Raw genomic sequence first — 21238 nt, 5'->3', positions numbered from 1 at the left:
GCCAGTCGGCAGGATCGCCCTTCGCGGTGAGAAAGCCGCGGAATGAGCCCGAGCAAAGGGGGAGATGGAGCGAATGTCCGAGATCCGTGGCGAGATCCTTGCCGCCAATCAAACCTATGTGGATTCCTTTGGCGAGAAGGGCACGCTCGCACTGCCGCCGGCCCGTCGCTTTGCCATTTTGACCTGTATGGACGCGCGTCTTGATCCCGCGAAATATGCTGGTCTCGCCGAGGGGGATGCCCATGTCATCCGCAATGCCGGTGGGCGCGCCAGTGATGATGCGATCAGATCGCTGGTCATCAGTTATAAATTGCTTGGCACGCGCGAATGGTTTGTGATCCACCACACCGATTGCGGCATGCAGCTTTTCGACGATGATATTATTGGCGATTTGCTGGAGCAGAGTTTAGAGACGGCGACGATCGACGACCAGGGTTGGCATGATCACGGGGCAGGCCCCGGCAGTGTTCATGGCCATTATGTCAAATGGCTGAGTTTCAAGGATCTGGCCGCGAGTGTGGTGGAGGATGTGGAGCGTATTCGTTCGCATCCACTCGTCCCTGGCCGAATTCCGATTCATGGCTTTATCTATGATGTCAAAACCGGCCAGCTGATCGAGGTATCGGAAGCCGCCAAAGCGGGAGCGCCCGTATAAATTTAGAACGGTTTGACGACGGCCAGGATCGCTATCGCGATCACCACCGCCACGATCAGACGTGGCGCATGACGCAGAAATGCGGGGGGTGATCCCTCTGGGTCGCGCTCCCATTTGCGCAAGGCGCCGGCTTCGAGGCCATGCAGAGCTGAAAGAGCCAGGACGAAAACCAGTTTCACCATGAGCCAGGGAGCCGGAAACCAGCGGGCCGTCACCGCCATGGTGATGCCGAGCGCCCAGGCAAGCAGCATGGCGGGGGTGGTGACGCGCCCATCCCATAGCCGGATTGCTTCGACAAGGCGGACATTTTCCGGCTTGGATGGCTGAGGTGAGGCGAGGAGATGCGAAAGAGCCATGCCCATGACCAGCATGCCGCCGATCCATGTCACCACGGCCGCAATATGCAGCGCCTTGAACCAAAGATAATAGTCCATGAAGAGCTCAGGCTGTCGCGTCGATTTCGGCGGCTTTTTTGCGCAGGATACGCTCGTTCGCGAAAGCGCCGAAGGGAATAAGGGCTGCAATGAGCAGGCGGGCCATCTCGCCCTTCGACCAATCCGCAGAAGCGGTGAGCCGAAACATCATCCAGACATAGAAGAGAAAGGCCAGGCCGTGGATCGGGCCCATGATGGAGGTCGCGATCGGACAGCCGCCTAGGTGCTTGAGCGGCACAGCGATGAAAACGAGAAGGACGAGGGTTGTGCCTTCGAGAAGCGAAGCCCATTGCATGAGCTGTAAATCCCTTCGCTCTTCAGCCTTTTTATCGAGGGGAGCGGCCATTATTCGACTTCCTTCAAGACGGTTTCGATTTTAGTCAGCCGGTTTTCAATTCGGCGAAGTCAGTCTGTAATGCGGCGAGAGCGTTGACGCTCGATGTTTGCGCATCGGCGATCTTTTCCGCCAATTTCCGGTAATCGGAATCCGCCGCGAAACGAAGCCGGGCCTGACGGGCGGCAGAGAAATATTTCATGCCGAAAATGGACCAGACGGTAATGAGGGCGAGGAGCGTCACCCAGAAAAAGATCTGTGCATGTTCAGTCATGCTGGTTTCCCTTTTGAGACAATGTGTCCGCATCGGCTTTCGGGGGCGATGTCGTCAGGGACTTGACCGCGTCGGCTATGCTCGATGGGTTTAAGGTGATGTTGAAATCCGTGACTTCGAAAAAATTGAGCGCCTTGCCATCGCTTGAAAGCTCGAGCTTGCCGGTGACAAGGCCGGCATCTTCAAGTTTTTGCAAATGCAGATGCAAAAGCGGCCGGCTGATGCCGACATCGCGCGCGAGCTGGCTGATGTAAGTGCGCCCCTTTGTGGTGAGACAGGCAAGGATACGCAAGCGATGCGAATTGGCGAGCGCGGAAAGGGCCATCAAGAGCTGGTCTCCGGTCGCCACGAACACCCCCCATGTTTCATATGTCATATTTAACTGACATATGAAACATAGGCCGTCAAGTGGCTCGGCCCACGCTGACAGGTCCAATCCTTGCTTTTTGGCAAACGTCCATTCCGCTCCCCTTATGCGCTCCCCGCCAGCCCATAAGATTCGCATCGCGATGATGCGTGAAGGAATTGCCTTCGGGAAATGCCTTGGAATGGGGGCTTGGGATGTTGACCCATGAAGATAGAATATGCCGATCTTTCCCGGGAGGGTTTGATCATCACGCCATCGCCCGAGGCAAGAGCCGCTGAAGGCCTCGCACCGCAAGCGCGTGATCCACGGGATTTTCTCGATACCAATCGTGATCTGCCGGCTGTCGTCGGCATGGTGCCGGACCTTTCAGTTTTCGCGAAGGGCGAGGATTTCAATGTTGGCGCTTTCGAAATCAAGGCCCAGGGTACGAGCACGATCTGCCTGCCTGCCAATCTCGCTTTTCTCCTGCCGACAACCGCGCTGATCATGGAGGATTTCTATCATCACGCGGGAGGCCGCATCGCGGATCTTTGCCAGGTCAGCTTGCAATTCTTCCGCATGGATTATGAGCGCCAGGAACATTTATTGTTCGATCAAATCCATATGCATGCAACCGAAGGCAAGATGGTGATCTATGTCGTGACCGCCATCGATCCAGGCGAGGGAGGCAATTCTTCCGTCCGAGGGACTGAATTTTTTGATCCTTCGGTCATGGGAAGGCGTATCAGGCCGGCTCAACTCGCGGCCTCCGCTCAGGATTTTGACGATCGCTTCCGGCGCCATGGCCGTGTCTCGGCTCCGAGCGGCGGTCTCATTCGCTTCAGCGAAAATACATTGCACGCGGCGCCCGACGTCACGCAGACCGTGGCAATGAGCGGGACTTTCTATACGCCCGGCAAAAAGTATTTGCGGCGGAGCCTGTTGAACATCATAGCCAGTTTCAGGGGTGAGGATGGTGAGGTTTACGGGCGCACGCGGCCACCTAACCATCATCGCGTCTCTCCAGTCGTGGACATGAACACGAACCATGAAGCCTACCGGGCCGCGGGAGAAACAATTCTGGCCGGTTTGTCGCCTACAGCCATGCCCATGGCTTGAGACGAGCGTGCCTCCCTGGACCAAGGGTGGTTGACGCCGTTTCACGAGGCTGCTCAAAACGCGATAAGGGGTCGGCGACAGGCTGGACCATCGGACTTAAGAGTTTATGGAGTCTCTCTTCCGCGTTTTGTCCGCGATCAATGAAGAGAAGTTCTTGGCTGCGAGGAAAAGCATAGAATGCCACCCATCAAGATCGGCAGCTTGACCATTAATGAGTCTCTGCATGATTTCGTCACTTATGAAGCCTTGTCGGGCACGGGCATTGGCGCGCTGCAATTCTGGACTGGCCTGACCAAGCTGATCGACGAGTTTTCCCCGCTTTTGCGCGCGGCGGATGCGGAGGGGGAGGGAACATCCGCCACGACTGAAGCTCCTTCTGCGGAGACTCTTGATCCGATCGCGGCCCGGCTCCTGGGTCCGCAAATCGTCGTGCCGGCATCAGAGCCCCGTTATATCCTCAATGCCGCCAATGCGCGCTGGAGCAGCCTTTATGACGCGCTTTATAGCTCGCACTTGATCTCCGAGGCCGATGGTGCGGAACGCGGGACGAGTTACAATAAGGTGCGCGGCGCCAAGGTCATCGAAACGGTGTGCGCCTTTCTCGATGAGATTGTGCCTTTGGCAAACGGAAGCCATGGCGACGTCAAGCTCTATGGCGTGGCCGGGGGAAAATTCTTCGCCGAATTTGCGCCGGGCGAGCGCGCGGAACTGAAAAATCCGGAGCAATATAGTGGCTTTCAGGGACGCGCGGAGCGTCCTACGGCGCTTCTGCTTCGTCATGAAGAAGGGTATCTCGTTCTGCGGATCGATCGTCGTCATCCGATTGGACGTGAGCATCCGGCTGGTCTCGCCGATCTCCAGCTTGAATCTCTCTTGGCTGTCGTGATCGATTTCGAAGACAGCGTTCTGTGTGTCGACGCCAAGGAGAAGGTTGCGGCCTATCGCAACTGGCTTGGTGTCTTGAAAGGAAGTTTGCGGACTCAGTTCAAGAAAAACAACAAAGTGACAGAACGTCTGCTGGCTACGGATGCGTCCTTTACAGGTCCTAAGAGTGAGGCTTTGTCCATGCCGGGGCATAGCCTCTTGATGGCAAGCCATGCGGCGCCAACCGTTCTCAGCGATCTGATCCTGGATAAACATGGCGAGCCGGTGCCGGAAACCCTGATCGATGCGGCTGTCACGGCGTTGATCGCGATCCAGGATCTGAAGCGTGGGCGCGGGCTGCCAAATAGCGCGAAGGGCGCGATCTATGCCGTCAAGACAAAGCTGCGCGGCAGCCGCGATGTGCAAATCGCCTGCGATATTTCCAGCCGATTGGAAGGCTTTTTGAGATTGCCGAAAGAGGCGATCAAGCTCGTCCTCATGGAGGAGACGGGAGCGGTTCATGGGGCTCTTGCCGCGTGCAAGGCCGCAGCGCAAAATCGTTTCGTTGCCTTCATTCCCGATCCTGTCGATGCGGCTGCTGAAGCCCTTCGCTTGAAAAGCGCCTCGGCGGCGCTCTCTTTCGCGCCGCCTGTATCCACGGCCTGCGCTTTCGCGGCTTCGCCGAGCACAGTCGCGCTCCATGCCTTTGCCGTTCATCGCGGACAGGCGCCTTCAGCGCCCGTGTGGCCAGAGCCTGTTGTCTTGGACAAGAAGAGTGGGGCAGAGACGGATCTCCAGACTCTTTGCAGCCAGATCCTGCTCATGCTGGTCGCCTTGATTGAGTACGGCCAGAGCAGCTTGAAGCGGCATGAAGAGGATGGGCTGGATTTTGTCCGCATCGCTGATCGCGCCAGCTTGCGCCTGATCAGTGCGCAGATTGCTAATTGGCTCCGCCAGGGGCTTTATGGCGAGGAACAGATCCGTGCTGCTTTGCGGCAGGCTGCTGTTTCCCTCATGGAGAAGAATGCCAGTGATGCATCTTTCCAGGCACTTGCCGCAGAAGGCGCTGGATCATTGCTTCAAGCGGCATGGGATCTCATCGACCTTGGCGTGCAAACGCCAGATGCGCCGATCGAACCTGTCTTGCTGGCTTATCGGCGGGCAGCCAAAGAGCGACAAGGCACGACGGTACAGAATCCTTTTGAATCGATGAAAGGGGCGACGCGCGGGCTTGAAAGCGGCGAAGCCTTCCGGACCAATGATTGAAATCGAACGGCGCTTGGTTGTCCGCTGATCATGCCGAGAGGCGGGACTGCGGAAGGACCAGCCGTTTCGCGGGAAAGGTGACGATGGCGCAAGTGCCGATCCCGCTTTTGCTCCTGAGATGCAGGCTGCCCTCATGCAATTCCATGAAGGATTTGACGAGCGGCAGGCCAAGCCCCGTGCCATCGTGACGGCGGCTGAGTGAACTGTCGATCTGCACGAAAGGCTCGCAAACACGATCAATATGTTCCGGCGCGATGCCGATGCCCGTATCGGCCACGGCAATCGCCAGATCGCCCTTGTGAGTGAGATGGGCGTCGATTTCAATGGAACCGCCGGGTGGTGTGAATTTAACCGCATTGGACAGGAGATTAAGGAAGATCTGCTTGGCTTTGCGTTCGTCGGCGCGCAGCAGAGGCAGATGTTCGGTAATGTTCGAGGTCAGGGTCAGGCCCGCTTCCCGTGCCTTGGGCATCAAGAGGCGCTCGACCGGTATGATGGCATCGCGGGGATGGATCACGGATTCGAACAATTCCGTTTGGCCGGCCTCGGCCTTGGTGAGATCGAGAATGTCGTTGATGATCGACAGGAGATGTTCGCCGCTCGCATTGATATCACGTAAATATTCGCGATAGCGCTCGTTGGAGAGCGGTCCCATCAGTTCCATGAGGATAAGATTTGAGAAGCCGATAATGGCATTGAGTGGCGTACGCAATTCATGGCTGATCGTGGCGAGAAAATTGGATTTCGCCTGATTGGCGGCCTCGGCTCCTTCTTTGGCGAGACGAAGGGCTTCGATCATACGGGACTTTTCCATGCGCAAATGATGCGTCTCGAAGGCACGCTCGAGAATGGCGACGAGTTCGCCGGGTGCGCAGGATTTGTCGATATAGTCATAAGCCCCCCGCCGCATGGCTTCGATCGCCGAGGGCGTATCGACATGGGCGGTGATCATAATGCCGATCAGGCCGGGCGCTTCAGCCTTCAAACGCGACAGCAGATCGACGCCGGATGTTCCGCCAAGGCGAATATCGACCATGGCGACGGCGGGTCTTTCGTTCCGTAGCGCTTCCAAAGCGGATTCCGCATCGTGAACATTGATGACCCGATAGCCGCGATAATCAAGAATATCGAAAAGGGATTCTCCGAAATCTGGATCATCATCAACGACGAGGATCCCTTGGGATCGATCTTTGCTCATGCAAGTGCCCTCGAACCTGCGTTTGGTGTTGCCTCTTGCGGATGCAGGAGATGATCAAGGGTGTGGAGCAGAGTTTGGGGATCGAAGGGCTTGATGAGAATGCCTTGTGTGAGCAAGGAAAACTGCGCGGCTTTTTCGTCGTTTTCCGACCCGAGGATGAGCAGTTTCGGCAGGCTCGGGAGCCGGTCCTTGAAATCGACACAGAGTTCCATTCCACGCAGGAGCGATCGGTCCATATCGACGATCATGCAATCGATCTCGGAGAGTTGGTCGCAATCGAGCTGGTCGAGGCTGTTATGCGCGATTTCGACGGCATAGCCAGCCGCCGACAGGATGGGCGCGACCTGGTCGATCAGGATGGCATTGTCATCGGCAACGAGAATACGGCCGCGCGGCTCCACTTGCGCCACGGCATCGAGAAGATCATTCGCGCTGAAGGGTTTATAGAGGACGCCGAGCGCGCCATTGTCGATTGCTTCGGCGACGAGCTGTTCGACACTATAGCCGGTCATCATGAAGACATGGGCTTGCGGCCGCAGGCGGCGAAAGGCGAAGAAAGTCTCGACGCCATTCATGACGGGCAGTTTCACATCCATGAAGACGAGGTCGAAATCTTTCTCGGCGAAACGGGCGATAGCGGATTCGCCTGATTGCGCGAGTTCGACGTCATGGCCCTGCAATTCGAGAATTTCGGCAAGGCTCTCGGCATGATCGAGATCGTCGTCAACGATGAAAATATGTTTTCTCATGCGGCCAATTCCTGTCTTTCATGTGGGATAACAACGGTTACTTCAGTCCCTTGGCCAAGAGTGCTGGCCAAAGTGATTGTGCCGCCATGTTGCTCGACGATCTGCTTGACGGCGGGGAGGCCGAGCCCAGTGCCGAAGCTTTTCGTGCTGAAGAGGGGATCGAAGACACGGGTGAGGTTTTCGGCGGCAATGCCGGGCCCCGTGTCGGCTATGGTGAGTTCGATCGTCCCAGCGTTTTGCCGCGTGCTGAGACGGAGGCGCTTCTCAGGTCTTTCCGCTCCTACGTCGTTCAAAGCATGGATGGCGTTTTCGACCAGATTGACGATGACCTGACGCAATCTCTCTGGATCGAAAGCGCAATTCCGATCCCTGGCGGCAAGGACCCGTTCGACCGTGATGGTCGGTGGCACGGCAAGTTCATCGAGGACATCCACGAGCCATTGATCGAAATCACGGCACTCATATTTCAGGGCACTGACCCGCGAATATTCGAGCAGGTGGGTGATGATGCTGTTGCAACGGTCGACGCTGCGTTCCATGCGTGCGATCGGCCGGTCGAGTTTAAGATTTTTGGCGCCAGAGAGTTCCTTGAGGGTAAAGACGGTATTCTTGATGGCGCCCAGCGGATTGCGCAATTCATGCGCGACGGTGGCCGTGAGTTGGCCGATCGTTGACAGGCGCTCTTTCTTCAAGAGATCTTCTTGAGCCTGAACAAGTTCGGCGGTGCGTTCCATGACGCGATGTTCGAGTTTGTCGTTAAGGCTCAGCACCGCTTGCGTCGCGGCCTCGGCGATTTCCTTGGCGGCACGCAATTCCTCCCGCAAAATTCTCTGCCGGTCCTCGGCTTCATGGATGCGCGTGACATCCGTATAAGTGGCGATCCAGCGAATGGGTGTTCCAGCTTCATCGTAGATGAATTCAGCCTCATGGCGCAGCCAGCGGATCGCCCCCTCTGGCGTGACGAGACGCAGATGCTCATCCGTGAAAGCACTGGATAATTGCGGCGTCCGCATCGCAAATTGGCATCCGTGATGATCGTCCGGATGAAAAAAGCGAGCGAGAGACTGCGACGCCGCAGAAGGCTGGTTGGGGTCGAGGCTGAAGATCCGGTAGATTTCAGAGGAGAGTTCGATCTCGCCGGTTCGCAGATCCCGCTCGACGCTGCCGGTCTGGGTGATCTTTTGCGCGCGCTCCAAATGGTCCTGGCTGCGGCGCAGTTTTCTGGTTTCCTCAAGAGCCTGTGTGCGCAACCGACGTTCGGTCAGCGAGCCGAGGAGACCAAGGCCAATGAGGATCATCATGACGGCGAGCGCCGTGGCGAGCAGGGCAGACTGGGCTTGTCCATCGGCGACGAGAATGCCCGGAACGGCCTTGAGCGTGAGTGCCGCCATGCCGAGGAAATGCGTGCCGCAGATCGCCAGAACTATGAGCAAGGAGGCCATGAGACAGCGACGCAGATTACGCCCATCCTTGAACACGGCCATGGAGCCTCCGGCCGCTGTCATGCCGACAAGGACCGACAGAGCCACAAATCGGAGATCCCAGCTTTTTTCGGCCTGAAATTTCACAGAGGCCATGCTGATGTAATGCATCATGGCGATCGACACGCCGATGATGGCGCCGCCGAGACGGAAATGCCGCCGTTGCGCCAGCGTGAAACCGACCCAGGCCGTTGTCATGCTGGCCAGAAGCGAGACAGGAAAGGTCTCGGCATTATAGGAGATGGGCAGGCCTGGCTGGTAAGCGAGGCAGGCTACGAAATGTGTCGTCCAGACTCCGCAAGTCAGGATCAAGGCCGTCGCAAACAGCCAGGCCGGTGTCTGTGCTTGCTCCATTTCAGACGCAAGCCTGAAAAGGTTGATCGAGGCGAAGGCCATGAGACAGCAAAACAGGACGGCGAGAGCCGTCAGGGCAAGGTCATGCTGTTGCGTCAGGCAAAGAGAGAAGGTCGTCATGGGTTCATTGAGCGACCGGGTTGGTTAAGAGTCTTTAACAGCCAAGGCGCCATCGCAAGTCATGGACAAAAAGCGGCAAAGAGAGTCAGTGGCAATTCATTGAATTGCATGGAAAACGATTCAGGATTTGTTGTCGTCCCGAGTCTTGGTGACTCTCGTGGGTTTTGCCGGGGCTTTTGGAATTATCCATCAAGCTATTGATATAAATATATTTTTCTATTTATGGCAGTATCGTGAGTCTGCGTGAGGGACCGTGCATTATCTTTGGAAAGATGTTTGCGCGAGCGGGCGTGCGAGCCAGAAGGGAAAAGACGACGGTCAGGGCGCGCGTGATCAAACGCTTTAAAGTAAGGCGTTTGAATGATCCATTGTCGCGAGCGCGTTTAGTAAACGCCGGGAATCAGTCGCGACGTACGCGCACAATAGGACGCGTAATCCTGCCCGAAATAGCTGTGCAATAATTTCTCCTCCGCGTGAATGCGCGCGAGAAGCGGTGGAATCAGCAAGGCCACGAGGAGCACGCCGACGCCCGAGCGAAAGGCGAGCGCCCAACCAAGAGCGCTGATAAGGAGCCCCAGATAACTTGGATGACGAATGTATCGATAGGGGCCGGTGGTGACGAGTTCATGTCCGGGCTGGATGGCAACGAGGCCGCTGAACCTGCGGCCGAGCACAAAGACCGGCCACAACCGTAACGCCCCGCCGCCGATGAAAAGGAAGACACCGATCCAGCGCAAGGTCTCACCGCCGAGAAGCCAAAACGCCTTGCGATCCGCATAGGCCGGTAAAAAAGCCGAAAGAAGTCCAATCAGGAGGAAAGCCCAAATAACCCAGCGGTTCGCCCGATCCTCATATTGCCCTGGGCTCAGATTGCCGCCGCTGAACAAGGCCACGCCGGACAGAAGGAAGAGCCCAAGCGTCAAAGTTACGCGGGCCGGATTGGCGAAGAAGGCGGCAATTCCGCCCCAGCCCAGAATGGCGAGCCCGAGCATGATGAAGGCCGCGAGCAAAGTCATGAAGGCCATTTTGGGTGTGGGCGTCACAACGACCTCCCATCATTGATCCGTGTCCATGATATGCGTGCGGGGCGGGGGCTTGAAAAGACCTGGGATCAGCCGATCAGGCAAATGCGATCATCGGGGTATGAGACCGTGAACGCCATCGATGGCGATCTGCACAGCCAGGGCGGACAGCAGAACGCCGAGAAGACGACTGATCACTGCGCGTCCGGTTGGACCCATGAAAGCGTCGATTCTATCGGCGATTTGCAGAACCACGAAGGTCATGGCCATGATCGCGATGATCAGCACAATGACACCGAAAAAAGCGGTTGTGTTCGGTGCATGCGTCGTGGCGACGATCACCGCCGCTATGGCACCCGGGCCGGCGATCAGCGGCATGGCGATGGGAAAGACGGCAAGGCCCAGGATCTCCGTCTCATCCGGCCGTTCCGTGCGGGCGACCTCGGCGGATTTTCGGTCGCTGCGTTTGTGAAACACCATTTCAAAGGCGATCCAAAAAAGCAGAATGCCGCCGGCGATGCGGAAAGCCTGCAAGGAAATTCCGGTGACCGTGAGGAGCGTTTCGCCTAGCAAGGCGAAGCCGAGGAGGATAAAAAGCGCGCTCAGGCAGGCGCGCCTCCCGACGATCCGCCGTTCCACAGGCGTCAGCCCAGCCGTGACGGCGATGAACAAAGGCGCCATCGCGAGGGGATCGACCACGACAAATAAAGTGGTAAATGTCTGCAAAAGATAAGGAAACATGGCAAGCTCGAAAAGCCGGTGGGAGAGAGGCCGCCTGATGGGTGCAAAGTGCGGCAAATCCGGCTAAGTTCGCGCCGGTTTCCGCTATTTTCGGCCGCGCGGCAATTGTGTCCATCGGCCGGTTTCATCCCCTTTTTCCAAGGAGAATTCTATGTCCGTCGATGCCGTGACCGTCCGCAAAATCGCGCATCTGGCGCGGATCAAGGTCAATGACGCCGACGTGCCGCATGTACAAGAAGAGCTCAACGCCATTCTGGCCTTCGTCGAGCAATTGGCGAGCGTCGATGTCGAGGGCGTCGAGCCGATGACTTCGGTCATGCCCATGCCGATGACCAAGCGCGAGGATATTGTGACCGATGGCGGCATAGCTGATGCAATCGTCGCCAATGCGCCGGCCACGGAAGACCATTTCTTCGTCGTCCCCAAAGTTGTGGAATAGACCAGCCCTCCTGGTTTGAGCTGAATTTTAGATTGCGAATGAACGGACGCGAAACGTGACCGAATTGACTGATTTGAGCCTGGCCGATGCGCGCGACGCTTTACGGCAGAAGAAGATTTCCGCGGCCGAACTCGCCATGGCGCATATAGAGGCCGTGGAAAAGGCGCGGGCCTTGAACGCTTTTCTTCTTGAAACCCCCGAACGTGCGCAAGCCATGGCGCGGGCCTCTGATGAAAAGATCGCGCGCGGCGAGGCCGGGCCCCTTGAAGGCATTCCGCTTGGCATCAAGGACCTGTTCTGCACAGAAGGCGTGCGGACGACGGCGGCGAGCCATATTCTGGAAAATTTCGTGCCCGCCTATGAATCGAGCATTACCGCCAATCTCTGGCGCGACGGCGCCGTGATGCTTGGCAAGCTCAATCTCGATGAATTCGCCATGGGTTCTTCGAATGAGACGTCCTATTTCGGGCCCGTCGTTTCACCCTGGCGGCGGGAAGGCTCCACGGCCCCTCTGACGCCGGGTGGTTCATCGGGCGGATCCGCGGCGGCGGTCGCCGCAAGATTGTGTCTCGGGGCGACCGCGACGGATACTGGCGGGTCAATCCGCCAGCCGGCGGCCTTTACGGGCACGGTCGGCATCAAGCCGACCTATGGCCGCTGCTCGCGCTGGGGCGTCGTGGCTTTCGCCTCCTCGCTCGATCAAGCGGGACCGATTACCCGTACCGTGCGCGATGCGGCGATCTTGCTCCGCTCCATGGCTGGCTATGATCCAAAGGATACGACTTCGGTCAATCTGCCAGTCCCTGATTATGAGGCGGCGCTTGGCCGTTCGATCAAGGGCATGCGGATCGGCATTCCGAAGGAATATCGGCTTGATGCCATGCCGGCCGAGATCGGCAAATTATGGGATCAGGGTATCGAATGGATGCGGGAAGCGGGCGCCGAGCCAGTCGAAATCTCGCTGCCGCATACGCGCCATGCCTTGCCAGCCTATTATATCGTCGCGCCGGCTGAAGCCTCGTCCAATCTGGCCCGGTACGATGGTGTGCGTTTCGGCCTGCGGGTGCCGGGCAAGGACATTGCCGGCATGTATGAGGAGACGCGTGCCGCGGGTTTCGGCAAGGAAGTGCGCCGCCGCATTTTGATCGGCACCTATGTGCTCTCGGCCGGCTATTATGATGCCTATTATGTCCGGGCACAGAAGATCCGCACCCTGATCAAACGCGATTTCGAACAGGTGTTCGAACAAGGGATCGATGCGATCCTCACTCCGGCGACGCCGTCAGCCGCCTTCGGACTCGGTGAAAAAGGCGCCAAGGACCCGATCGAAATGTATCTCAACGATATTTTTACGGTGACGGTGAACATGGCCGGCCTGCCGGGCATTGCGGTGCCGGCCGGCGTTTCCGCCGAAGGCTTGCCGCTCGGCCTGCAATTGATCGGCCGGCCTTTCGACGAGGAGACTTTGATCGCGCTCTCGGGGGTCATCGAGGCGGCGGCACCACGTGTCTCTTATCCCTCTTCCTGGTGGGGTTGAAGGAGGAGCACGGCGACGCAAAGCTATTGGGTTATGCGTCGCTGCCGCGAATGAGGTATAAGATTTCAAGAGACGAGCGTGGGCTCGAACAAAGGGGTCCTGCATGAACACACATGTCAAACCTTCCAAGCTCATCAAGGGCGCGACCGGCGATTGGGAAATCATCATTGGTCTTGAAGTCCATGCCCAGGTGACATCGCGATCCAAACTCTTTTCCGGTGCCTCCACGCAATTCGGAGCCGAGCCGAACAGCAATGTTTCGCTCGTCGATGCCGCCATGCCGGGCATGCTGCCGGTCATCAACGAGGAATGCGTGGCGCAGGCCGTGCGCACGGGTCTCGGCCTCAAGGCTCAGATCAATCTGCGTTCTGTCTTCGATCGGAAGAACTATTTCTATCCCGATCTGCCGCAGGGCTATCAGATCTCCCAGTACAAGAGCCCTATCGTCGGCGAGGGCATCGTGATTGTCGATGTGTCGCCGACCGAACAGATCGAGGTCGGGATCGAGCGTCTGCATCTCGAACAGGATGCCGGCAAATCACTGCACGACCAATCAGCGACGGATTCCTTCGTCGATCTCAACCGGTCGGGTGTGGCCTTGATGGAGATCGTGTCCAAACCCGACATGCGATCCGCCGACGAGGCGCGCGCTTATGTCAGCAAGCTGCGCACCATCCTGCGCTATCTTGGCACGTGCGACGGCAATATGGAGCAGGGCTCACTGCGCGCCGACGTCAATGTGTCGGTCCGCCGGCCGGGCGAGCCGTTCGGCACGCGCTGCGAGATCAAGAACGTCAATTCGATCCGTTTCATCGGCCAGGCGATCGAGACGGAAGCCCGCCGGCAGATCGGTATCCTCGAGGATGGCGGCGTGATCGATCAGGAGACGCGCTTGTTCGATCCGGGCAAGGGCGAGACGCGCTCGATGCGTTCGAAGGAAGAAGCGCATGACTATCGCTACTTCCCTGATCCCGATCTGTTGCCGCTCGAATTCGATCAGGCCTATGTCGATGGGCTGGCCTCCGCGCTGCCGGAATTGCCGGATGCGAAGAAGGCTCGCTTCATGAACGATTACGGGCTGCCGGCCTATGACGCGGGCGTGCTCGTCGCCGACAAGGAGACGGCCGATTATTATGAGACGACCGTCAATTATAACGGCGTGAAACGCGATCCCAAGCTCGTCGCCAATTGGGTGACGGGCGATGTGGCGGCCTATGCCAATTCGGTCGGGCTGCCGGTTTCGCAAACCCATCTTACACCAGCGCAGATCGCCACATTGGTCGATCTCATCAGCGAAGAAGTGATCTCGGGCAAGATCGCGAAGGATGTGCTGGCGATCCTGATCAATGAGGACAAGGCGGGTGATCCACGCACTATCGTCGAGGCACGTGGCCTGAAACAGGTCACGGATACGGGTGCTATTGAAGCAGCCGTGGATGCGATCATCGCCGCCAATCCAGACAAGGTGGCGCAGGCGCAGGCCAAGCCCACAATGCTCGGCTGGTTCGTGGGGCAGGTGATGAAACAGACCGGCGGCAAAGCCAACCCGCAAGCCGTCAATGAAATACTGAAAGCCAAACTCGGGATCTAACGATCGAACGAGAGAACGATCGGAGGCGGCTGAAAAGCATTCGGCTTTTGCATCCGAATGGCGAATCAATCAACGATGATTCGTCGAAGCCGTTCACGAATTTGAGCGCTGGCCGTGCCGTTGGCACGGCCTTTTTGTCTTTGCGCGAAAATTTTTTTTCGATTGTTGCATGCGTCGCAATCGCCCCATGAATGATCTCGCGGTCGTTCGTATTCTGGGCGGACATGCGTGGGGGCCAGCTTTTCGACGAGAGCCACTCCAAGGATGGAGAGGTCCAAGCTCAAGGCTTTCACGGATCGGCTCGATAAAGAATATATCTCATAATATCAATTGATTATAGTCATAGGCAAAAAGCCTTAAAGGTCTTTTGAGGCTCTTGTGCTCTTGTTCTTTCGGCGTCGAAAGGTCTTCGCGGCCAAATCTTTTGCGTGCTTGCGGCTGTTGCCGAATACATGTGACGTCTGTCCAGCGCGCACACATCCTCTGATTTTTAGTGTATCTCTTCATGTAAAACCATGCGCGAATAGTGGTTTCGATAAGAGGTGACCACTTGCACGTGCGGGGAAGCGCGCTACGCTAATGAACGCTTCTTGTCGGCACGAGAGCAACTGGCGGAAGAACAGAGGGAATCCAGAGATGGTGAAGGCAACCACGAAAGCACCAGCGGCGAAGAAAGCCGCGACCAAATCAGCTGCGGCCCCAGCGAGCGCCACGAAGAAAACCGCTGCGGTCAAGAAGAGCGCTGTGACGAAGACGGCTCCCAAAACCGCGACCAAAGCGACTGCGACCAAGAAGACCGCTGTCAAGACGACTGCAGCGAAGGCCACTGCAACCAAGAAGACTGCGGCGAAGAAGACTGTTGCCGTGAAGGCCCCCGTCAAAAAGACCGTCGAGAAAAAAGCGGCTGTGAAGAAAACAGCGGCCAAGAAGGTCGTCGCCAAAAAGACAGCCGCCCCGAAAGCGACCGTGCAGAAAGCCGCGGTGAAGAAAGCTGCCGTCAAAAAGACAGCGACCAAGACTGTTGCGGCAAAGACGGTGAGCAAGCCCGCGACGAAAGCCCCTGTGATCAAGAAAGTATCCAGGAAGGCGGGAGCGCCGGCCAAGCCGAAAATTCTGGCTCCGATTACATCGGGCAACGGTTGATCAGCGCGGGCAAGGATGGAGAGCGCTGGTCTACGCCGACAGAAGGTTTGAGAGGGAAAGATTTGTGAGGATCCGCGAAGGTTCGGGTCCTTCATTGTCTTGATAATGGCAAGAGCATCCAATCCGGTCATGCTCGCCAGCCTGCGGCGTGCGCCTTGATGACGATCGTCGGGCGAGACATGGCCATGCAGGGCGGTGGGACATGGCGAGGGCTGGTTTCAATTCAGCCGGACCCTGGATGTCTCGGGCCAATGATCTCTGGAGCATCGGCCTCAAGAGTGAGCCTCACTTTTGAGATAAAGCCGATGCGCTTTGTCTTCGTCATCCGGGACAAAGGGTTTTGTTCGACCTCTTGGATGAACAGATCAGAAAACTTATTGCTTGAGGCAGGCCTGAGCGAAGACACGCCAGGTTTTGTTTGTTGCCGCGCCGGAGAGTTTCATCTGCTGCCATTCGAGCCCGCATTGATGCATGCGAGCCCGTGACGCGGGTGGAAGGCTAAAGGGTTGGAGGCTAGCCGTCTTGGCGGGCGTGGGCGTATTCACTGGTGCACCAGTCTTTTGCGGAACTTCCGGGGCCAAGGCTGTGGGCAGCGCGGGTTGAGTACCATGCGAAGGGCCTTGATTGCTGTCCCACGGCACTATTTTTGCGGTTGAACTGTCGGGTGCCTTGGGTGCTGTCTTGGGGGCCGTATCGGCATTTTTGGGAGCGGTATCGGCATTCGATTGAATCGGCGTCTCGTTCAGCGGAGACTGAAACTCCGATGGGCGAACGGGGGGCAGGGGCGGTTTCCCTTTGGTCATGTCATGCTCGGCGCGCGCAACCGACAGGGGCATTGACGCCATAAACAGAATGATCGCGAAACGACGAGCGCACCGAGATTTCAAGCGCCAGGTCAATTCGTCAATCCGCATCCTTCTCAACTTTCCGGCCTTAGGGTTTCCGTTCACATTCTGAACGCGGAGAGTCATGAGATGACCATCGGAATGGTCTTGAAGAGACCATTCCAGTCAGTTCGTGCCTCAATGAGCCGGTGGCTTGGCGGGCTTAGGTGCAGTAGCTGGGGCGGTAGCGCTCGGTTTGGGGGCCGTCGCCGACGGCACCGGATGCGGAGATGCGGGAGCCGACGTGGTAGCATCGGCTTGTCCAGGAATGGAATGGGCCCGGGTAAAGCCGTCTGTCTTGCAGAGGATTCTCAGAATGCATCCTTCAATTTCAGCTGAGTCCCCTGGAGTCTTATCCTTCTCGTGGCCCTTCGCAGGGAGGACCTTAAAGGTGATATTATAGGTTCTGCCATCCTCTGGATTATAGGCCTTGCCACGCCAGAGGTCCTTTTCGGCAGCCAGATCGGACAGAAGTTGGATCCCGATCATGGGCTGAGTGCGTTTGGCCTTGTCAGGATTTTCATGATCAACCTTGGGTTTGCCGTCTTCTAGCGGCTCTCTCAGCCAGACCAGGGTTCCGCAAAAGGTCGTATTATTGGCGAGGCAGGGAGTGATCTTGATGATCGAATCCTCTCCCGTCGTGTACCAGAGGCCGGTTGGGTCGAGGGGGGCAGCCAAGGCCACGCCCTGCATGGCCAAGCTGAAGCCGAATCCTGCCACAAGCCCCATCAGGGGAAGCCGGCGCGTCTCGAAAAGACGGAAGTAACGAGAGGAGAAAAATTTCGAGCGTGAAAAGACAGAAGGCCGAAATGACATTGAGCGCCCTCGAGACAGAGAATTCTTCTATTGCCATTAAGGAATGGCATATGACTTACGCAACGCCCCCTGGACGAAAATCGGCAAGACCGAGCCCATCCTTGAATCCCGCCGATCAATAAAGCAAGATCGCCGCCCCATTTCCTGAGGTGCATGATCCCTAATTAAGGCGAAAACGCGAGAACGACTGAGGGCATTTTGGCTCGTGATGAGACATTGAGAGGCAGTTGATCAAGTCCACTTTAGATCGGCTGGCCGAGCCCGGCTTCATTATTGAGAGAATTAAGCGGAGAATAAGGAAGAGATTGCTAAAAGGGCTTCCTATTGAGGGCGTTATGGCATTCAGGCCGATGATTCGGAACCCGCTTTTTCCGAGCTGCGGCAAAAGGAAGGGAACGATTCGGACCTGGCACTGTCCAAATTTAAATGTCCCATGCGGAGGGTGCATTTCCTTAAGCTATTGATTTTACGGGAGGTTTTCAATCAAAATGGCGGAGACGGAGGGATTCGAACCCTCGATAGGGCTTTACAACCCTATAACGGTTTAGCAAACCGCCGCCTTCAGCCTCTCGGCCACGTCTCCCCACAGGCGCAAAACGGCGCAATTGCGATGCTGTTTGCCTGTTGGCCTTGATATGCCCGAGGCGGGAGCCGAACGCAAGCCTGAAGGACAAAAGGAAAGCCCCAATTCGGCGAAAACATGCGGGTTTTTCCCGGGTTTTTCAAAAGTGGCGGGAAAGTCACAGTATTCTTGGAACTTAGCTCAAGCCCTAATGAGTCTTTTGACCTGAAAGAAAGGGGCGTTAGATTAACTTCATCAAGTTGTGAAGCTCGAGTCTCGCGATTTTTCGTGATGGGGGTGGGACCATCATGACGACGCGGGTGGGTTGGAAGCGCTGCCGTGAGGGGATGAGCATGCTGAGAGTGAGGGGTATCATAGCTGCTCCAAAAAAGCGGATGAGGGGGTGCGAAAAAGTGTCGCGCAGCCTTAATCTTAACAATGGGGAGCGGTCTGTCCTCGGGGGGGGCTCGAACGAACATCTTCTCGGCACAAGCATGGCCAAGCTGACGTTGACTCACTGGTTCGTGCGTGGACTGATGGGTTTGGGCGCTTTGGGCGCCGGTCTTGGTTTGAGTGAGCCTGCCGCTGCCGCGGATCTTCCGTGGAATAAAGCAGCGCCTGTCGAATATGTGCGCGTTTGCGATGCCTATGGTGCGGGCTTTTTCTATCTGCCCGGCACAGAGACATGTCTGAAAGTTGGCGGCCTCGTTCTCGCCGAATATCGCGGCTTCGACGCGTCCTATTCGATCAACGGTGGCGCTTTCTACGCTAATGGCGTCGCCCGCCCGGCGGGAGGTTTTGTCCCGAGCCCGGCACAATATACCAATGCCCGTACCCGTGATGCTTATGGTTTTGGCGCCTTGGGACGCATCGAACTGGACGCGCGCACGAAATCGGAATGGGGTACGGTGCGGACCTTTCTGCGCGTCGATGCTTATTATGGCTCGAGCGACAATGCTGCGACCGGTAGCGGTGGGCAGCTCGGCAATAGCTGGAACGGGACAGCCGGAACCACCGCTCCGCGCGAGACAACCATCGTCAACAAAGCCTTTATCCAATTCGCCGGTTTGACAGCGGGTCGCGCCCAATCGCTCTTCGATTTCTATGCCGATGCCTACAACTTCGCGAACTTGCGTGGTTCCAATGCAACGGTTGCTCTTTTGTCCTATACGGCGACATTCGGTGACGGATGGTCGGCGTCCCTCTCCTTAGAAGATCAGCCTTCTCGCCGCGCCGCGATTGGCAGCACAGTTGCCGGCTCACAGGCCATGCCCGGCGGGACGCGTGTCCCCGATATCGTCGGCAACGTCCGTCTCGATCAACCTTGGGGTGCTGTCCAGTTTTCGGCGGCGGCGCATCAGGTGCGCGCGACGCTCTTTCCGGCTACCGCGCTCTCGGTCCCGCCGACAACCTATGCCTTCCCCAATAACACCAGCAATTCCTATGGATTTGCTCTGCAAGGCGGCGTCCAGCTCAATGCTGATGTGATTGCCAAGGGCGATAAATTATGGCTGCAAGCGGCCTATGAAAAAGGTGCCTTCAGCTATATTGCAGGCAATAATATTTCCTATGCTTATGGTGCGGTGGGCCAAAATCGTTATATGGGCTCCGGTATTACATCCGAAGATTATTCGTTCGGATGGAATCCGCAGATCAATTCTGATTGCGTCTTCACCGGAGCCGGCTCCTGCGAGCAGCAATGGGGATGGGCCTTTGTCGGCGCCTACAAGCATTATTGGATTCCGACCTTGAGCTCCGCTGTGTTCGGATCTTATGCGGAAGTTCATTATTCGGACAATGCGGTGGCAGGTGTCGGTGGCGCCGTTGGTGTCTCCAATCTTAAGGAAGGCCGTGTCGGTACCAACTTGATCTGGACGCCGTTGCGTGGCTTCGATATCGGTGCCGAATTCATGTATATCCACCTGGATCAGACGCGTCCGGTTGGCTTGGCTTCGGATACGACCTTGAGAGCAGCGGGCCTGCCAGCCTTCAAGAGCAATAATAATGAATATGAAACCCGTATTCGCGTGCAGCGTGCTTTCTGATCAGCGAGACGCTTGCTCAAAGAGCGCTTGATAGGATCAAGGCCTCTTCCAATCGCGATTGGAAAAGGCCTTTTTTATTGTTCCGCCCGGCATGTTCCGCCTGGTAGGCACCTCGTCGCTCACTTGGTCACGTCAAGCGGCGAATTAGTACGCCCCGTGCTTTCAGGCGATTCCAGAATCATAAAGAATGAGCGATGGGCCCCCATTCGCGACCCTGGTCTGAGACACACTATCTCCTGAAGCATCGCTCGTTCATTCGGGTTCGGAGCAATGCTGCGAGCCCTTATGATCGTGCGCGATTCATCCTGCCTTGGCGATGAACTGACACAGGCGGGCGATGACTGGCGCCTCGATCAGGGGTGGCGCATGGCCCTGGCCTGCGATCGTATAGGTTTCGCAGTTGGGATGACGCGCGGCCATTTCCCGCAACGTTTCATCCGACAGGAGATCGGAACGGTCGCCGCGAACGACGAGCAGAGGGATTTTCGCAAGAGCCTCGAATTGCGGCCAGGCGGGTGGAAAAGGTTGGTTGGGATTGAGCGCTTCGAATTGCTTGCTCAGTGCGGGATCGTAACGCACCCCGAAATGGCCTTGCTCATCCATGAAAGTCTGGCGGGCAAAGATCTCCCATTCGGCTTCGGAAAGAGCAGGGAAATCGTCACGCACCGTGGCCTTCAAGGCGGCGACGGCTTCTTCGAGAGAGGTGGGGGATCTGGTCTTGCCAAGATAACCGCAAATCCGGGCGATGCCTTTTGGTTCGATCACCGGACCGATGTCGTTCAGAACAGCCGCGTGTAAAACGGCAGGGCTGAGAACGCCCATGAGCATGATATGCAAACCGCCACGCGACGTTCCGACGAAGGTGGCTTGTTCGATGCTGAATTCCGCGAGACCACGCAGAATATCCCCATGTTCCACGGCAAGCGTATATTTTTGCCAATCGGGATCATGAGCGGAAAGGCCGCGGCCGCGATAGTCGAAGGCCAGGACACGGCGCGGGGCTCCATGCAATCCGCCGGCAAGCGCCTGCGCCAATGGATCGAAATCCGTCGAATTGCGGGTCAATCCCGATAGGCAGACAACGGGCACACCAACAGCGCCTTGCGGTGCATAATCACGCACATGCAGGCGCAATCCGTCCGCACTCGTATAATAGCGGTGTGTAAAAGCGGGTGGCTCGGCAATGGTCGAAGCGGTCATGGCGGCCCCTTTCACCGGAAGGAAGCTGGAAGGGTTGATTCCCTTCGAACTTTAAATCCAAACG

Annotated in this window: 20 protein-coding genes and 1 tRNA gene; 8 read left to right on the top strand and 13 right to left on the bottom strand. The window is 57.1% G+C overall.

Going from position 1 to position 21238, the window contains the following annotated elements; translation table 11 throughout:
- Positions 1–73 precede the first annotated feature (73 nt).
- Positions 74–655 carry a beta-class carbonic anhydrase gene (locus BIND_RS09570; protein ID WP_012384872.1) on the top strand — a complete coding sequence of 194 codons (582 nt, stop codon included), beginning with the start codon at positions 74–76 and terminating at the stop codon, positions 653–655.
- 2 nt (positions 656–657) lie between these two features.
- Here the strand turns inward: BIND_RS09570 and BIND_RS09565 are convergent, their stop codons facing one another.
- Genes BIND_RS09565 through BIND_RS09550 form a run of 4 tightly spaced genes read right to left on the bottom strand, consistent with a single transcriptional unit; the run spans position 658 to position 2046 of the window.
- Positions 658–1089, bottom strand: a complete 432-nt coding sequence (locus BIND_RS09565; RefSeq protein ID WP_012384871.1) for a CopD family protein — start codon at positions 1087–1089, stop codon at positions 658–660.
- A gap of 7 nt (positions 1090–1096) precedes the next feature.
- Complete coding sequence (locus tag BIND_RS09560; RefSeq protein WP_012384870.1) at positions 1097–1435, bottom strand: DUF3817 domain-containing protein; 339 nt, start codon at positions 1433–1435, stop codon at positions 1097–1099.
- A 34-nt stretch (positions 1436–1469) separates the two neighbouring features.
- Complete coding sequence (locus tag BIND_RS09555; RefSeq protein ID WP_012384869.1) at positions 1470–1697, bottom strand: hypothetical protein; 228 nt, start codon at positions 1695–1697, stop codon at positions 1470–1472.
- The gene (locus BIND_RS09550) at positions 1690–2046 is read right to left on the bottom strand and encodes an ArsR/SmtB family transcription factor (protein ID WP_244395858.1); all 357 of its coding nucleotides are present in this window, start codon (positions 2044–2046) and stop codon (positions 1690–1692) included. Before BIND_RS09550 ends, BIND_RS09555 begins: the two co-directional genes overlap by 8 nt.
- A gap of 222 nt (positions 2047–2268) precedes the next feature.
- Here BIND_RS09550 and BIND_RS09545 point away from each other — a divergent pair, with 222 nt between their 5' ends.
- A complete protein-coding gene (locus BIND_RS09545) occupies positions 2269–3162 on the top strand; it encodes a hypothetical protein (RefSeq protein WP_012384867.1) in 894 nt (297 codons plus the stop codon).
- Between the two features lie 177 nt (positions 3163–3339).
- The gene (locus BIND_RS09540; protein ID WP_012384866.1) at positions 3340–5292 is read left to right on the top strand and encodes an aldolase/citrate lyase/malate synthase family protein; all 1953 of its coding nucleotides are present in this window, start codon (positions 3340–3342) and stop codon (positions 5290–5292) included.
- A gap of 28 nt (positions 5293–5320) precedes the next feature.
- Here the strand turns inward: BIND_RS09540 and BIND_RS09535 are convergent, their stop codons facing one another.
- The 5 genes from BIND_RS09535 to BIND_RS09515 all read right to left on the bottom strand — a co-directional run bounded on the left by BIND_RS09535 (position 5321) and on the right by BIND_RS09515 (position 10957).
- A complete protein-coding gene (locus BIND_RS09535; RefSeq protein ID WP_012384865.1) occupies positions 5321–6490 on the bottom strand; it encodes an ATP-binding response regulator in 1170 nt (389 codons plus the stop codon).
- A complete protein-coding gene (locus tag BIND_RS09530; RefSeq protein ID WP_012384864.1) occupies positions 6487–7239 on the bottom strand; it encodes a response regulator in 753 nt (250 codons plus the stop codon). Before BIND_RS09530 ends, BIND_RS09535 begins: the two co-directional genes overlap by 4 nt.
- The gene (locus BIND_RS20140; protein ID WP_012384863.1) at positions 7236–9194 is read right to left on the bottom strand and encodes an MHYT domain-containing protein; all 1959 of its coding nucleotides are present in this window, start codon (positions 9192–9194) and stop codon (positions 7236–7238) included. Before BIND_RS20140 ends, BIND_RS09530 begins: the two co-directional genes overlap by 4 nt.
- A 383-nt stretch (positions 9195–9577) precedes the next feature.
- Positions 9578–10237, bottom strand: a complete 660-nt coding sequence (locus tag BIND_RS09520; RefSeq protein WP_012384862.1) for a methyltransferase family protein — start codon at positions 10235–10237, stop codon at positions 9578–9580.
- A gap of 90 nt (positions 10238–10327) precedes the next feature.
- Complete coding sequence (locus BIND_RS09515) at positions 10328–10957, bottom strand: MarC family protein (protein ID WP_012384861.1); 630 nt, start codon at positions 10955–10957, stop codon at positions 10328–10330.
- A gap of 151 nt (positions 10958–11108) precedes the next feature.
- Between BIND_RS09515 and gatC the strand changes: the two genes are divergently transcribed.
- The 4 genes from gatC to BIND_RS09495 all read left to right on the top strand — a co-directional run bounded on the left by gatC (position 11109) and on the right by BIND_RS09495 (position 15667).
- A complete protein-coding gene (gene gatC / locus BIND_RS09510; RefSeq protein WP_012384860.1) occupies positions 11109–11396 on the top strand; it encodes an Asp-tRNA(Asn)/Glu-tRNA(Gln) amidotransferase subunit GatC in 288 nt (95 codons plus the stop codon).
- 55 nt (positions 11397–11451) lie between these two features.
- Positions 11452–12933 carry an Asp-tRNA(Asn)/Glu-tRNA(Gln) amidotransferase subunit GatA gene (gene gatA, locus BIND_RS09505; RefSeq protein ID WP_012384859.1) on the top strand — a complete coding sequence of 494 codons (1482 nt, stop codon included), beginning with the start codon at positions 11452–11454 and terminating at the stop codon, positions 12931–12933.
- Between the two features lie 103 nt (positions 12934–13036).
- Positions 13037–14524 (top strand): Asp-tRNA(Asn)/Glu-tRNA(Gln) amidotransferase subunit GatB, encoded by a 1488-nt coding sequence (gatB, locus tag BIND_RS09500; protein ID WP_012384858.1) that lies wholly within the window; start codon positions 13037–13039, stop codon positions 14522–14524.
- 579 nt (positions 14525–15103) lie between these two features.
- The gene (locus BIND_RS09495; RefSeq protein ID WP_425277052.1) at positions 15104–15667 is read left to right on the top strand and encodes a histone H1-like repetitive region-containing protein; all 564 of its coding nucleotides are present in this window, start codon (positions 15104–15106) and stop codon (positions 15665–15667) included.
- 374 nt (positions 15668–16041) lie between these two features.
- Here BIND_RS09495 and BIND_RS09490 read toward each other — a convergent pair whose 3' ends face one another.
- The 3 genes from BIND_RS09490 to BIND_RS09480 form a co-directional block, all read right to left on the bottom strand.
- The gene (locus BIND_RS09490) at positions 16042–16470 is read right to left on the bottom strand and encodes a hypothetical protein (RefSeq protein WP_158304370.1); all 429 of its coding nucleotides are present in this window, start codon (positions 16468–16470) and stop codon (positions 16042–16044) included.
- A gap of 219 nt (positions 16471–16689) precedes the next feature.
- Positions 16690–17367 (bottom strand): DUF2147 domain-containing protein, encoded by a 678-nt coding sequence (locus tag BIND_RS09485; protein WP_012384855.1) that lies wholly within the window; start codon positions 17365–17367, stop codon positions 16690–16692.
- A gap of 489 nt (positions 17368–17856) precedes the next feature.
- Positions 17857–17950 (bottom strand) — tRNA-Ser (locus BIND_RS09480).
- A gap of 515 nt (positions 17951–18465) precedes the next feature.
- Between BIND_RS09480 and BIND_RS09475 the strand changes: the two genes are divergently transcribed.
- Positions 18466–19974 (top strand): porin, encoded by a 1509-nt coding sequence (locus BIND_RS09475; RefSeq protein ID WP_148210763.1) that lies wholly within the window; start codon positions 18466–18468, stop codon positions 19972–19974.
- Between the two features lie 300 nt (positions 19975–20274).
- On the opposite strand, the gene BIND_RS09470 is transcribed toward BIND_RS09475, so the two are convergent.
- Complete coding sequence (locus BIND_RS09470) at positions 20275–21174, bottom strand: alpha/beta fold hydrolase (RefSeq protein WP_012384853.1); 900 nt, start codon at positions 21172–21174, stop codon at positions 20275–20277.
- Between the last annotated feature and the right edge of the window lie 64 nt (positions 21175–21238).

This window comes from Beijerinckia indica subsp. indica ATCC 9039, assembly GCF_000019845.1.
Lineage (GTDB): Bacteria > Pseudomonadota > Alphaproteobacteria > Rhizobiales > Beijerinckiaceae > Beijerinckia > Beijerinckia indica.
Note: the sequence above shows the minus strand (reverse complement) of the source record. Positions and strands in the feature narration are given on the sequence as shown.

Bases quoted from the DNA above. Each gene is read 5' to 3' on its own strand.
- BIND_RS09535 (WP_012384865.1), bottom strand. From the start codon at position 6,490: ATGAGCAAAGATCGATCCCAAGGGATCCTCGTCGTTGATGATGATCCA.
- BIND_RS09490 (WP_158304370.1), bottom strand. From the start codon at position 16,470: ATGACCAAAGGGAAACCGCCCCTGCCCCCCGTTCGCCCATCGGAGTTT.
- BIND_RS09515 (WP_012384861.1), bottom strand. From the start codon at position 10,957: ATGTTTCCTTATCTTTTGCAGACATTTACCACTTTATTTGTCGTGGTC.
- gatB (WP_012384858.1), top strand. From the start codon at position 13,037: ATGAACACACATGTCAAACCTTCCAAGCTCATCAAGGGCGCGACCGGC.
- BIND_RS09485 (WP_012384855.1), bottom strand. From the start codon at position 17,367: ATGTCATTTCGGCCTTCTGTCTTTTCACGCTCGAAATTTTTCTCCTCT.
- BIND_RS09495 (WP_425277052.1), top strand. From the start codon at position 15,104: ATGAACGCTTCTTGTCGGCACGAGAGCAACTGGCGGAAGAACAGAGGG.
- BIND_RS09560 (WP_012384870.1), bottom strand. From the start codon at position 1,435: ATGGCCGCTCCCCTCGATAAAAAGGCTGAAGAGCGAAGGGATTTACAG.
- BIND_RS09475 (WP_148210763.1), top strand. From the start codon at position 18,466: ATGGGTTTGGGCGCTTTGGGCGCCGGTCTTGGTTTGAGTGAGCCTGCC.
- gatC (WP_012384860.1), top strand. From the start codon at position 11,109: ATGTCCGTCGATGCCGTGACCGTCCGCAAAATCGCGCATCTGGCGCGG.
- BIND_RS09555 (WP_012384869.1), bottom strand. From the start codon at position 1,697: ATGACTGAACATGCACAGATCTTTTTCTGGGTGACGCTCCTCGCCCTC.
- BIND_RS09540 (WP_012384866.1), top strand. From the start codon at position 3,340: ATGCCACCCATCAAGATCGGCAGCTTGACCATTAATGAGTCTCTGCAT.
- BIND_RS09565 (WP_012384871.1), bottom strand. From the start codon at position 1,089: ATGGACTATTATCTTTGGTTCAAGGCGCTGCATATTGCGGCCGTGGTG.
- BIND_RS20140 (WP_012384863.1), bottom strand. From the start codon at position 9,194: ATGACGACCTTCTCTCTTTGCCTGACGCAACAGCATGACCTTGCCCTG.
- BIND_RS09570 (WP_012384872.1), top strand. From the start codon at position 74: ATGTCCGAGATCCGTGGCGAGATCCTTGCCGCCAATCAAACCTATGTG.
- BIND_RS09530 (WP_012384864.1), bottom strand. From the start codon at position 7,239: ATGAGAAAACATATTTTCATCGTTGACGACGATCTCGATCATGCCGAG.
- BIND_RS09470 (WP_012384853.1), bottom strand. From the start codon at position 21,174: ATGACCGCTTCGACCATTGCCGAGCCACCCGCTTTTACACACCGCTAT.
- BIND_RS09545 (WP_012384867.1), top strand. From the start codon at position 2,269: ATGAAGATAGAATATGCCGATCTTTCCCGGGAGGGTTTGATCATCACG.